Annotated in this window: 14 protein-coding genes and 1 pseudogene; 9 read left to right on the top strand and 6 right to left on the bottom strand. The window is 71.6% G+C overall.

Annotated features, from left to right (window positions below):
- Positions 1-119 precede the first annotated feature (119 nt).
- From ACWD04_RS08405 to ACWD04_RS08425, 5 genes are all read left to right on the top strand, one after another.
- Positions 120-767, top strand: a complete 648-nt coding sequence (locus tag ACWD04_RS08405; RefSeq protein WP_451129442.1) for a TetR family transcriptional regulator — start codon at positions 120-122, stop codon at positions 765-767.
- Positions 768-910: 143 nt separating this feature from the next.
- Positions 911-1,576: a pyridoxine/pyridoxamine 5'-phosphate oxidase gene (locus tag ACWD04_RS08410; protein ID WP_451129444.1), complete on the top strand. Its 666-nt coding sequence runs from the start codon at positions 911-913 to the stop codon at positions 1,574-1,576.
- 69 nt (positions 1,577-1,645) lie between these two features.
- A complete protein-coding gene (gene htpX / locus ACWD04_RS08415; protein ID WP_451129446.1) occupies positions 1,646-2,557 on the top strand; it encodes a zinc metalloprotease HtpX in 912 nt (303 codons plus the stop codon).
- Between the two features lie 9 nt (positions 2,558-2,566).
- On the top strand, positions 2,567-3,157 hold the full coding sequence (gene pspAB, locus ACWD04_RS08420; RefSeq protein ID WP_451129448.1) for a PspA-associated protein PspAB: 591 nt from the start codon (positions 2,567-2,569) through the stop codon (positions 3,155-3,157).
- A 90-nt stretch (positions 3,158-3,247) separates the two neighbouring features.
- Positions 3,248-4,438, top strand: a complete 1,191-nt coding sequence (locus tag ACWD04_RS08425) for a flavin-containing monooxygenase (protein WP_451129450.1) — start codon at positions 3,248-3,250, stop codon at positions 4,436-4,438.
- 181 nt (positions 4,439-4,619) lie between these two features.
- Here the strand turns inward: ACWD04_RS08425 and ACWD04_RS08430 are convergent, their stop codons facing one another.
- A complete protein-coding gene (locus ACWD04_RS08430) occupies positions 4,620-5,066 on the bottom strand; it encodes a ribosomal maturation YjgA family protein (RefSeq protein ID WP_451129989.1) in 447 nt (148 codons plus the stop codon).
- A gap of 64 nt (positions 5,067-5,130) precedes the next feature.
- On the opposite strand from ACWD04_RS08430, the pseudogene ACWD04_RS08435 reads away from it, so the two are divergent.
- Positions 5,131-5,341: pseudogene (locus ACWD04_RS08435) on the top strand (helix-turn-helix domain-containing protein); the annotation flags it as partial.
- Here ACWD04_RS08435 and ACWD04_RS08440 read toward each other — a convergent pair.
- The 3 genes from ACWD04_RS08440 to ACWD04_RS08450 all read right to left on the bottom strand — a co-directional run bounded on the left by ACWD04_RS08440 (position 5,302) and on the right by ACWD04_RS08450 (position 7,362).
- Positions 5,302-5,811 carry an ATP-binding protein gene (locus ACWD04_RS08440; RefSeq protein ID WP_451129452.1) on the bottom strand — a complete coding sequence of 170 codons (510 nt, stop codon included), beginning with the start codon at positions 5,809-5,811 and terminating at the stop codon, positions 5,302-5,304. The pseudogene ACWD04_RS08435 and the gene ACWD04_RS08440 overlap by 40 nt on opposite strands.
- A gap of 557 nt (positions 5,812-6,368) precedes the next feature.
- Entirely contained in the window at positions 6,369-6,905 is a 537-nt protein-coding gene (locus ACWD04_RS08445; RefSeq protein WP_451129454.1) for an EF-hand domain-containing protein, read from the bottom strand.
- Between the two features lie 82 nt (positions 6,906-6,987).
- On the bottom strand, positions 6,988-7,362 hold the full coding sequence (locus ACWD04_RS08450) for an STAS domain-containing protein (RefSeq protein WP_451129456.1): 375 nt from the start codon (positions 7,360-7,362) through the stop codon (positions 6,988-6,990).
- A 288-nt stretch (positions 7,363-7,650) separates the two neighbouring features.
- Between ACWD04_RS08450 and ACWD04_RS08455 the strand changes: the two genes are divergently transcribed.
- On the top strand, positions 7,651-8,232 hold the full coding sequence (locus ACWD04_RS08455; RefSeq protein WP_451129458.1) for an RNA polymerase sigma factor: 582 nt from the start codon (positions 7,651-7,653) through the stop codon (positions 8,230-8,232).
- Complete coding sequence (locus ACWD04_RS08460; RefSeq protein ID WP_451129460.1) at positions 8,229-9,473, top strand: zf-HC2 domain-containing protein; 1,245 nt, start codon at positions 8,229-8,231, stop codon at positions 9,471-9,473. Before ACWD04_RS08455 ends, ACWD04_RS08460 begins: the two co-directional genes overlap by 4 nt.
- Before the next feature lie 9 nt (positions 9,474-9,482).
- Here the strand turns inward: ACWD04_RS08460 and purU are convergent, their stop codons facing one another.
- Together purU and ACWD04_RS08470 are read right to left on the bottom strand one after the other, a co-directional pair.
- Positions 9,483-10,382 (bottom strand): formyltetrahydrofolate deformylase, encoded by a 900-nt coding sequence (gene purU / locus ACWD04_RS08465; RefSeq protein WP_451129462.1) that lies wholly within the window; start codon positions 10,380-10,382, stop codon positions 9,483-9,485.
- Positions 10,383-10,410: 28 nt separating this feature from the next.
- Positions 10,411-10,857: an SCO4402 family protein gene (locus ACWD04_RS08470; RefSeq protein ID WP_451129991.1), complete on the bottom strand. Its 447-nt coding sequence runs from the start codon at positions 10,855-10,857 to the stop codon at positions 10,411-10,413.
- Between the two features lie 174 nt (positions 10,858-11,031).
- Here ACWD04_RS08470 and ACWD04_RS08475 point away from each other — a divergent pair, with 174 nt between their 5' ends.
- The gene (locus ACWD04_RS08475; protein ID WP_451129464.1) at positions 11,032-12,300 is read left to right on the top strand and encodes an ABC transporter substrate-binding protein; all 1,269 of its coding nucleotides are present in this window, start codon (positions 11,032-11,034) and stop codon (positions 12,298-12,300) included.
- Positions 12,301-12,343 lie beyond the last annotated feature (43 nt).

Consider the following 12,343-nt stretch of genomic DNA (forward strand, 5'->3'; position numbering starts at 1 on the left):
CGCGCGAAAAGCACGCACCCATCACCGGGAATTGCGCTGTTCACCCCGCCCACGCTGGGACGTTCCCCATTTGCAGTCGGTCAGATCGCGCTCGGATCACCCCTCGGTAAGCTGACGGCATGACAGGACAAGTGCGCACCGTCGACGGCCGCGTGGCTGGTCGGCGAGGTCAGGCGACGCGGCAGAAGCTGCTCGACTGCCTCAGCGAGATGCTCAGCTCCTCGCCGTACCGGGACGTCAAAGTCATCGACGTGGCTCGGAAGGCGGGGACTTCACCCGCGACTTTCTACCAGTATTTCCCCGACGTCGAGGGCGCCGTTCTCGAACTCGCCGAGGAAATGGCCAAGGAAGGTGCCGGACTGACCGAACTGGTCGGCGGCCGCTCCTGGGTCGGCAAAGCCGGCTGGCACGCATCCGAAGAACTCGTCGAGGGATTCCTCGACTTCTGGCGCCGTCACGACGCGATCCTCCGTGTCGTGGATCTCGGCGCGGCCGAGGGCGACAAGCGGTTCTACAAGATCCGCATGAAGGTCCTGAACTCGGTCACCAACTCCCTGACGGACGCGGTCAAGGAGCTCCAGACCAAGGGCAAGGTGGACGAAAATGTCAGCCCCGCAGCGGTGGCGGGCTCCCTGGTGGTCATGCTGTCAGGGGTCGCCTCGCACCAGAAGGGCTTCACCACCTGGGGCGTGAAGCAGGCCGAACTCCGGCCGACCCTCGCCCTGTTGGTCCATCTGGGCATCACTGGCAAGAAGCCGGCCAGGTAGCCCGGGCAGCCCCGCCTCCCCCGCACGCGCCGGGTGCCGCGCCCTCCCACGGCGCTCCACGTCCTGTCTCACCGACGGCGGACCACCCCTGTGGTCCGCCGTCGGCGTTCACGCACCGGGGCAGGACGCTGTGGAATGGACCCATGAGCGATGCACAGACGAACTTCCGCGACCTGCTCCACGCCCAGCGCGTCTGGGACGTACCCCTCCCCCGCTTCGACCCGTCCGCCGCACCCGCCGCACCCCTCCCGCTCTTCCACACCTGGTTCGCCGAGGCAGTGGCGGCCGGGCAGGCCGAACCGCACACCATGACCCTGGCGACGGCGGACGCGGAGGGCAGGCCCGATGTGCGCACGCTGATGCTGCACGACGCGGACGAGCGCGGCTGGCACTTCGCCACGCACGCCACCAGCGCGAAGGGCCGCCAGCTCGCTGCCCGCCCGTACGCGGCGCTCGGCTTCTACTGGCCCGCGCAGGGCCGCCAGGTGCGCGTACGGGGCACCGCCGGCCCCGCGAGCCGCGAGGAGAGCCGCGCCGATCTGCGAGCCAGGTCCACCGGTGCACTGGCCGCCGCACTGACCGGGTCGCAGAGCGAGGTGCTGCCGGCCCGCGCGGACCTCGTACGGGCCTCGGAGGCGGCCTGGGAGCGGGCCGGGGCGGAGCCGGACGCCGAGGTGGGGACCTGGACGCGGTATGTGGTCGAGCCAAAAGAAGTGGAGTTCTTCCAGGGCGACGACCGGCGCCGGCACGTGCGGCTGCGCTACCGCCGGGACGGTGCGGGCTGGGCCCGCGAGCTCCTCTGGCCCTGAACCCGCGCTTTACCCCCTTTCTGAAGGAAAGGGGCATTATGGGAGTCAGGTGAGCTGCTGGAGGCATCCATGGCACGAACCCGTTCCCGCTACGCCCCGGACCGCGGCCTGACCACTCGCATGGTGAGCACGATGTTCTTCATCGGACTCCTGTACGTGGTCCTCGTCGGCGTACTGCTGGCTGTCCTGCGCGGCGCCTGGCCCGTCATCCTGGTCGTGGTGGGCGGCATGTTCATCGCCCAGTTCTGGTTCAGCGACCGCATCGCGGCGTACGGCATGGGCGCCCGGGAGGTCACTCGCCGACAGGCGCCGGAGCTGCACGGCGCGATCGACCGGATCTGCGCCCTCGCCGACATGCCCAAGCCCCGGGTGGCCATCGCGCACAGCGACGTGCCGAACGCCTTCGCCACCGGCCGCAGCGAGAAGACCGCGCTGGTCTGCGCCACGACCGGACTGCTGCGCAGACTGGAGCCCGAGGAACTCGAAGGGGTCCTGGCCCACGAGATGTCACACGTCGCGCACCGCGATGTGGCCGTGATGACGATCGCGTCGTTCCTCGGGGTCCTCGCCGGCATCATCACCCGCGTCGCCCTGTGGGGCGGCTTCGCCCGCAGCAGCCGGGGCAACGACCCCGCCGGCATCATCATCATGCTCATCCCGCTGATCAGCGCGGTCGTGTACGCCCTGAGCTTCCTGCTGACCAGGCTCCTTTCCCGCTACCGCGAACTCTCCGCCGACCGCACGGCCGCGTTGCTCACCGGCCGCCCCTCGGCGCTCGCCTCCGCCCTCACCAAGGTGAGCGGACAGATGGCCAGGATCCCGACGGAGGACCTGCGGAAGGCGGAGCCGTACAACGCCTTCTACTTCGTGCCCGCCTTCGCCGCCAAGGAGAGTCTGGGCCGGCTGCTCTCCTCCCACCCGGCCCTGGAACAGCGTCTGGACCAGCTGGCCCGCATCTCCGCCGGCCTGTCCCACCCGTAAGGAGCTCCTGTGGGCCTGCTCGACAGCATCCTGGGGCGCAGCAAGCCGGTCCGCCCCGATCTCGACCAGCTCTTCACTGTGCCGTCCGCCGCGCTCACCCTCCAGGCCGGCACCGGTTTCACACCGACCGGGCTCGGTTCGGTGTGCTTCGCGGGGGTGGAGGGCGGCACGTTCGCCCGTATCCAGCAGGACGTACGGGAGTTGCTCGACGCGGACACGGGGCGGGGCGGGATCCCGGTCGAATTCAGCCGGGACACCTACGGATACACCTGGCTGCTCGCCCGCCATGAGACCGGTGCCGATGGCGTGGCCGCCCTGGTCAATGACCTGCACGCGGTCAATACCCTCCTCCAGGACGGCGGCTTCGGCCCGCATCTGCTGTGTTCACTGATCGGTTTCCGGAATCCGGAGGTGCGCTCGCTGGCCCTGGTCTACCTCTACAAGCGGGGCACGTTCTATCCGTTCGCCCCGGCTCCGGGCGGCGGGGAGAAACGCGACAACCAGCTGGAGCTCCAGGTGCGGGCGGTGCTCGGCGACGACCTCCGGGTGGAGGCCGACCTCGCCCGCTGGTTCCCGGTGTGGGGCGCGCCCGGTCTCTGAGCGGGCCCGGATGCCTTCCGTGATCATTTCGCAACCGATTCCCGCCCGGACCGGGACCCATCATGTCCATGTCCTATTACGCTCCGAAGCATGCCCGAATCCACCCCCGCCTCCGGCGACGCCCTTCCCGCCTCCATCGACCGCACCGACGGCCGGCCGGTCTATGTGATCGGCGGCGGCCCGGGCGGTCTCGCCGCAGCGGCGGCACTGCGGGAACAAGGCGTGCGGGCGGTGGTGCTGGAGAAGTCCGACCGCGTCGGAGCGTCCTGGCGCCGCCATTACGACCGGCTGCACCTGCACACGATCCGCCGCTGGTCCGCGCTGCCGGGGCTGGCGATGCCCCGCCGGTTCGGGCGCTGGGTGTCGCGTGACGACATGGTGCGCTACCTGGAGAAATACGCCGAGCACCACGAGCTGGAAGTGGTGACGGGCGTCGAGGTGTCCCGGATCGACCGGACCGCCGACGGCTCCGGCTGGCAGCTGAGCGCGACCGGGGGCCGGGTGCTCACCGGGCGGGCGTTGGTGGTGGCCACCGGCTTCAACCACACCCCGCGGATCCCCCCGTGGCCCGGCCGTGAGGGTTTCACCGGCGAACTGGTGCACGCCGCGGAGTACCGCGGCCCCGCCCCGTACGCCGGCAAGGACGTCCTCGTCGTCGGGATCGGCAACACCGGGGCGGAGATCGCCGTGGACCTGGTCGAGGGCGGCGCGTCCGGGGTGCGGATCGCGGTCCGCACGGCTCCGCACATCGTGCGCCGCTCCACGGCCGGCTGGCCCGCCCAGTTGACCGCCGTCCTGGTCCGCAGACTGCCGGTCCGGCTCGTCGACCGGGCAGGGCGTCTGATGTGCCGCATCTCCGTCCCCGACCTGGCGGAACAGGGCCTCCCGCGCCCGGACACTGGCCTGTACTCCCGGGTCCGGGAAGGCGCTATCCCCGTCCAGGACGTCGGGCTGATCGACGCGGTGAAGAGCGGCCGGGTGATACCCGTGGCGGCCGTCGAGTCGTTCGACGGGAACGCCGTGCTGCTGGCCGACGGAACGCGGCTCACCCCGGACGCCGTGGTCGCGGCGACCGGATACGAGCGTGCCCTGGAGGGCCTGGTGGGCCACCTCGGCGTACTGGATCCGAGGGGCCGCCCGGTGGTGCACGGCGCACGCACCCCGGACGGGGCACCGGGCCTCTACTTCACCGGCTTCACCAACCCGATCAGCGGCATGCTCCGCGAAATGGCCCTGGACGCCCGGAAGATAGCCGCCCGCCTGGCCAGGGCGAAGCACTGACCCCGGCCCCTTCAGGGGGCGGCCACCGGCGCCGCCTCGCCCGGGGCCACAGCGGCGAGGGATGCGCCCGCTGGTCGCGCTGCCCGTGGTCGCGCTGTCGGTCGTCCGGGTCACGCCGCCCAGCATCCGGCCCGCAGCCGATCCCGGACGAGCGGCTGGACGGACACCCTTCCCAGGACGGTCAGGGGCGCGCGAGGGGGCGCCGGGACCGCAGGCGGGTGTGGACGGCCCAGGCCAGGGCCGCCCCCACCCCGTACCAGGGCAGGTCCGGGGCGTTGAACGTCGAACCGAGCACCAGCCGCGCCACCGTGCTCTGCCGCGCCAGGTCGGCCGGTACGCCCGTGAGCTGAGCCAGTTCCACCGCCCAGCTGAAGGCAAGTGCGGCACCCGCGGCCGTCAGCGGCCGCACCCGGGGCACGAGGACGACCACCAACGTGTGGATCAGCACGGTGTAGAGGGCGTCGCCCGCGTACTTCGTCACGTCCCCGCCCGCCGCCGCGCGGACGCCGAGACCCGCCGCCACGGTCACGAGAGCCGCCACCACGGCCGTCGCCCTGACGACGGCGGTGCGGGGAGCGGATGCGCCGGGAACGGCGGCGTGCGGATCGGGCGAGCGGACGGTCTGCATTTCCTTCATGGCCGGTACGTTTATCAGGCCGCCCCCGGTCCCGCCCAATCCGCTCGCCACGGGCCAGGAGTCGATGAGCGTGCGCACCTTCACCCGCCGCTTCCGCGAGGAGGTGGGCATCCGCCCCGGGCAGTGGCTCGCCCAGCAGAGGTGGAACGGGCGCGGCACCTGCTGGAATCCACCGACCCGTCGATCGACAGCATGTTGAGGCAGCACCGGGGGTCTCGCCCACGGTCTACCGGCGGACGTTGCGCTCGAAGGTCGCGGGGCGCTGAGGGGCACCCTCAGAGGCGGGCCGCTCGCCCGGCTGCTCCTGGATCACCGGGACCATCACCGGTCCGCCGCGGTCGACCTCGCACCAGATTCGCTTTCCGGCACCCTCCGGCTGCCAGCCCCAGCGGTCCGCCAGGCCGTCCACCAGCTCCAGACCACGGCCGCCCGTGTCCTCGCCTCCCGCGTGACGCGGCTGCGGCTGGCGGCAGCTGGCGTCGGCCACCTCGACGCGCACCGTCCCCGCCGAACCGGCCGGGTCCGCCGCACCGAACAGCATCCGCAGCACGGCCGGGCAGCCCGTGTGGACCACCGCGTTGGTGACGAGCTCCGAGATCAGCAGGATGAGCGTCTCGGCGAGCGGCTCGTCGTCCCCCAGCCCGGACCCGGCCAGCCGCGACCGCGCCCATCTGCGGGCCCTTCCCACCTCCGCGGGATCCGGCCCGACCTCCATCTGAACCTGAAGCACCTGCACCGCTCACACCATCCGAACCGGCGGACACATCGCCTAGCGCCTCCTCGGGATCACGGAACGTGACTCCTCTGCGGGAGAGCATGGTTGACGTACAGTCACCGCAACAAGCGCTTCGGGCATATTCCATCGCGAAGGAGTACGCGTGGTCCATACTGTGCGACGCGCGCTGCGGAGAGTCGAACAGAAGCCCGCCGACGCCTGGGGGACCGCTGCCCCGTCAGGCCCGTCGCAGCTCCGTGGGTTATGAGCGGGGCACCGCAGACCGGCTGGGGTGGCCACAGGGGCCGCCCCCGGATCCTCCGGTTCCCGTACCGCTCGCATCCAACGGAGCGTACCCGAGCAGGGGCCGCCGACTCCGCCCGGTGACGGGCTCTCCAGGGGCGCACCCGAGCTCCGGATGCGTTCCGTGACCCGCGGCGTACGGCCGCACGCCCCCCAGCCGGCCGCGGCCACCCAGGACACGGCACCGCGGCCCGGCCCGAGAACCGCCGGGGCCGGGCCGCGGGAAGGCGTGAACCGCTCATGCCGACCGGCGTGTTGACGCGCGACGGCGGTGACTACGCGTCGGGTTCGATCACGGTGAAGTACGCGGAGAGGGCGGCGACCGCCTCCGACTCGGCGATCCGGCCGTCCTGGTCGGTGTCCAGACTCCGGGCGGCGACGCTCGCGATGTCGCCCGGGGCGCCCAGCACCCGCAGGGCGCGCTCCACGGCGGCGACCGGGGCCGAGGCGGGTGCGGTGCCCTCGGGACCCGTGCCGGCGGCGACGGCGATCGCCGCGCGCAGGAAGGGGCGCGCGATCTCCGCGAAGCGTTCGGGGTTGTCACGCAGCCTTTTCACGGCCCCGCCGACGAACTCCTCCCGCGTGACACGCTGGTCCCCGTCCACGTCGGCGATGCCCGCCATGCCCTGCCAGAAGGCTTCGGCACCCGTGTAGAGCGACTGGCCCCGGTCGCAGCGGGCCGTCGTACCGAACTCGGTGAGCAGACGGGCTGCGGCGGCATTGAAATCGGCGCGATCGATATAGCCGTTGCCGTCCTGGTCGAAGGCGGCGAAGCGGTGGGCGATCTTGCGCTCGTACTCTGCGCTGTCCATGCGGGGAGCGTACGACGCCGGGCGGCTTCACGTGTCACTACGGGTCTTCCGCAGTGTGACAACTTCGCGTCGATCCGGCGGGTCAGGCGGTGAGCGGCCGGGACGCGTCATCGGTGGCCGCGTCCGCGTCGGGGTAGACGTCGAACAGACGTCGTACACCCAGGGCGCCGAGCACCTTGTTGACGTGCGAGCCGTCGACCGCGCCGCGGGCGGGGAGGATCAGCCGCAGCCGGCCGCCGCAGGACTTCATGAGGCGGCGGGCGGCGATCAGGACTCCGACGCCGCTGGAGTCACAGAAAAGAACGCCGGAGAGGTCGAGGACGACGTCGTGCTGTCCCGCGGCCACCGCCCCGTGGACGGACTGGCGCACGACGGGGGAGCTCACGAGGTCGAGCTCGCCATGGACCCGCAGCACGGTCCACGCGTCCTGCTCGGTCTCGTACACCTTCAGCGTCACGCGACTCGGCCTCTCGTCCCGGGGCTCCGGAAAATCCGGAAGTTTCCGTTCCTCCTCGCGGCTTCCCGCGCACCAGCCCGTGAAACACCCTTCTGCCCATCGGCCTGGCACAGGATTGCCCCAGAAACGATCACGTCAGGATCGTTTATGCGATCAGGAAAATGCAAGGGGTGAAGCACTCTTTATCATTCGGCGCCACTCCAGGGACGTACTTGCCGCAAAGGTACGTGCTCGAATTTAGGGGCCGACTACATTCGGGGGGACGAGAGGCACAGGGCTGGGGGCTGGATGGCGAAGGACGCACCACCGCGCTGGGACCGCCGGATGCAGCAGCGGCTGGCACGCGGCGAGGCGGCGGCGCTCGGCGAACTCTACGACCGGTTCGCCGCCCTCGTGCACAGCCAGGCCCACCGCATGCTCGAGGACGAGGACGATGCGGACCAGGTGACGCGCGAGGTCTTCGGCTACGTCTGGGAGAACCCCGACGCGTACGACCCCCGGCACGGCTCCATGCGCTCCTGGGTGGCACGGCTCACCCACCGCCGGTCCGTGCAGCGGCTCCGCAGGATCCACGGGAAGGCCCACGGGCCCGACGCCGGCGCGCGGGCCGAGGAACTGGACCACCGGGTGCTCAAGGCAACCGCCGCGGCACGCGCCGGCTACATCGTCGCCTCCATGCCCGCACCGCTGCGCGCCGCCCTGGAGCTCGCGTACGTCCAGCGCCGGGACTACCGGCAGACCGCGGCAGGCCTCGGCGTCACCGGGGACGAGGCCAGGCGCCGGCTGCGGCTCGGCCTGCAACTGCTCTCCACCGCGAACACCCGGCCGTCGGCGGACCCGGCACCTCCCGGATTCGGGCCGACACCATGAGCGGGGGCGGCGGCGACGGCCAGGACGGGGAACCGCCGGTCGAGCGCCGCATACCCGGGCCCCGGGCGGCCGCGGACGACCGGGAGAAGCTGCCTCCGGTCCTGTCCAGGGGCACGGAGCCGCCCGATCCGCCCGCCCCTCCGCTCCCCCACAAGGTGCTCACGTCCCTGCTCGGCGCCTGGGCCCTGGCCGCCTGCTCCGCCGAGGAGACGGCCGCCGTCGAGGAGCACCTCACCTCGTGCGCGCCCTGCGCCGCGGAGGCGCTGCGGCTGCGCGACGCCGTGGGGCTGCTGCACACCGACGGCACCCTGGACCTGGACCCGATGCTCCGGTCCCGGGTCCTGGAGGGCTGTCTGGGCCGTCGCCCGGCACGCATCCCCGTCCCGTCCTGGGCCGCGCCGTACGACGCGGAGACCGCACGGCTCGACGCCCTGCTGCGGGACATCGGCGATGCGGAGTGGCACGCGCCGGTACGTCTGAAGTGGTTCGAGGTCGACCGGCAGGTGAACCGCAGGACGACGGTCGCCGGGGTGATCGGCCATCTGATGGCCGTCGACGGCCTGGTGTCCAGGGCGCTCGAGCTGGACGACCCGCTCGGCGAGGGCGACCGGCCCGTGGCGCCGACCGAGCGCACCGCGACGTACTGGTCGGCCGCCGCCCGGCCGCTCACCCGGGCCGTGCGGGAGCCCTGGCGTGATCAGAGCCACTCCCTCATCCGTACGGTGTCGTTCGCCGGTCGCGGCCTCGCGGAGCGCTCCGTCCGGTACGGGGACTTCGCCCTTCCTCTGCAGGACTCGCTCCTGGAGCGGTCCTTCGAGTGCTGGGTGCACGGCGGTGACATCGCGGACGCGGTGGACTACCCCTACGAGCCGCCCGCCGCCGCCCATCTCCACCGGATGATCGATCTGGCGGCCCGGCTGCTGCCCGCCGCCCTCGCCGGACGCCGCCGCACGGGGCTGGCCGCACCGGCCCGTCACCTGGTCACCGCGGGGTCCCCGGGCCGCTCCCTCCATCTGCAGGTCGAGGGGCGCGGTGGCGGCGACTGGTACATCGCGCTGGACTCGCCGGCCGCCCTCGGCTCCCCCGCCCACACGGTCGCGCAGGTCGCGCTGGACGGGATGGAGTTCTGCAGACTGGTCGCCGGCCACGTGCCGCCGGCCGAAGCCGCAGCCGGCCAGCAGGGCGACCGTGAGGCGATCCGCGACGTCCTGTCCGCCGCGGCCTCCCTCAGCCGGCTGTGAGCACGGCCCTCAGGCGAAGACGACCGTACGGCGGCCGTTGAGCAGGATGCGCTGCTCCGCGTGCCACTTGACGGCGCGGGCCAGCGCCCTGCACTCCACGTCGCGTCCGATGGCGACGAGCTGGTCCGGCGTGACGCCGTGCCCGACACGCTCGACCTCCTGCTCGATGATCGGCCCCTCGTCGAGGTCGGCGGTCACATAGTGCGCCGTCGCGCCGATCAGCTTCACACCGCGCGCATGGGCCTGGTGGTACGGCTTCGCGCCCTTGAAGCTCGGCAGGAAGGAGTGGTGGATGTTGATGATCCGGCCGCTCAGCTGCTTGCAGAGATCGTCCGAGAGCACCTGCATGTAACGCGCCAGGACGACGAGCTCGACGTTCTCGCCACGGACCAGCTCCAGCAGCTGGGCCTCGGCCTCCGCCTTGTTCTCCCTGTTCACGGGGATGTGCCGGAAGGGAACGCCGTACGAGGCGACGAGCTCGGCGAAGTCCGTGTGGTTGGACACCACCGCCACGATCTCGACCGGCAGGGCCCCGGTGCGGGAGCGGAACAGCAGGTCGTTGAGGCAGTGCCCGAACTTGCTGACCATCAGCACGATCCGCATCCGGTCGCTCGCCCGGTGGATCTGCCACTCCATCCGGAAGGAGTCCCCGATCGCGGCGAAGCTCGCCCGCAGCTTGTCCACGGTGACCGTGGCGTCCGCGGAGAAGTGGACGCGCATGAAGAAGAGACCGGTGTCGCGGTCACCGAACTGTTGACTGTCCTCGATGTTGCAGCCGGTCATGAAGAGATAGCTCGACACGGCGTGCACGATGCCCTGTTTGTCGGGGCAGGAAAGCGTGAGGACGTACTGCTCGGCGACGGTGTCCGAGGCAGCGGATGCGGGTTCGGCGGGCTGCGGCGCGGTCATTCCCGTAGGGTGCCACACCGCCCGCCGTTCACGCCGATCTGGTCATGATGCGGAGCACGTCCAGGGACCGCGGCGGAGTGTCGGGATCCTCGGCGTCATTGGTGGCGAGCATCACATGGGCCTCGCGGGCCGCCACGACCGCCTCCTGCCAGCCCGAATGCTCCAGGTAGGCGGATACGGGGGCGTCCGCGCCTATCTGGTGCATGATGCGCAGCACCCGCAGGGCGGCGACGTCCACGAGGGCGGCCTCGGCGGAGTCGCGGAAGATCGTCCCCACGTATTTCTCGGCGGACCAGTTGTCCAGCCAGGTGTCCTCGACCAGGCGGTACACGGCGTCGGTGACGTCCCCGTACCCTTCCCGGCCGGCCAGCCAGCACTCGTGATGGAAGACGGGGTCGGAGAGCATGTGCAGCGCCGAGCGCACGTTGCTGCGCCAGCGCCACCACGGCATGTCATTGAGCGGCATGCCGCCCATGGTGGAGGAGCGACGGCCGCGACGGGAAGTGTTCTCGGAACCTTGCTGCACGGTTGCCGATCGTACGTTCCTTCCGGACGCCCGTGCGCGGCCCCCCGCAATTCACCCTCAGGCCACCACGCGTTGACCGGAGCACGCTGTGGCGTTACCCGTGAACCGCGAGAGTTCCTACCCATGACCGGATGGCGACGCCTCACCTCCCCCCGCCCCTGCAGGCTCCTCACAGCGGTGGCGGCCGGGGCACTGCTGATCTCGGGCTGCGGGGTCCTCCCCGGAGCCTCGGGGGACTCCAGGGAGCCCGTCACCGTGATGACCTGGGCGCCCGACACCACCGCAGCCGACGCGGTGAACATGGCGGGCATGCCGGCCATGGCGAGGACCTACGCCCGCTGGATCAACGAGAAGGGCGGGGTCGACGGCCATGAGCTCCGGGTGCTCACCTGCAACGAGCAGGACACCGCGGCCGGGGCCTCGAAGTGCGCCCGGCGGGCGGCGGACGAGGACGTGGCCGCGGTCGTCGGCTCGTACAGCAGGTACGGCCGGGCGTTCCTGGCTCCGCTGGAGGCGGCCGGGATCCCGTACATCGGCGGGTACGGTGCCTCCGCCGACGAATTCACCAGCTACCTCTCCTACCCGGTCAACGGCGGCCAGCCGGCCCTCGTCGCGGGCAACGGCGAGCAGCTGGCGGGCAACTGCGAGCGGGTGTCGCTCGTGCGCCCCGACACCCTGGTCGGCGACTCCATGCCCGGGCTCCTCGACTCGAGCCTCAGCCGGAGCAAGCGCCCCGCGTCCTACGACATCAGCACCGCCGAGAAGGCCACCTCGTACGACGCGGACGCGGCGAAGGCCCTCGCCCGGGCGGGCGACGGCTGTGTGACCGCGGTGCTCGGCAAAAGCACGGAGACGTTCTTCGACTCCTTCCGCCGCCTCGAACCCGAGGGCAGCGAGGTACGGATCTCGTCGGTGCTCGGCAGCGTCAGCCAGAACCTCATCGACCGTACGGGCGGGCCCGCCAGCCCCTTCGAGGGGGCCCTCGTCACCGGCTGGTACCCGGAGGCCGGCGACGCCCGCTGGAACGAGATGCGCGAGGTGATCAGGGAGTACGCCTTCGGGGACGACCGGATCGATCCGTCGGACACGGGCGTGCAGACGACCTGGATCGCGTACACCGCGCTCAAGGCGGTCGTCGAGGCGATGGACCGGCCGGACATCACGTCGGGCGGGGTCTCCGTCAGCCTCAACCGAGGCGTCGAGGTGGACACCGGTGGCCTCACCCCGGTCCTGCGCTGGCGCTTCCAGGACATGGTCGGCACGGCCGCCTACGGACGCATCGTCAATGGGCGGGTGACGTTCCAGGTGGTCCGCGACGGGCGTCTCACCGCCGAGAAGAAGGGCTTCGTGGATGTCACGGAGACCCTCGTGAACGCCCGCGCGGGCGGCTGACACACGCGCAACGGCCCCCGGGCCATGGGCGGACGCCGGGAGC

It is taken from the genome of Streptomyces sp. NPDC002911, assembly GCF_053591835.1.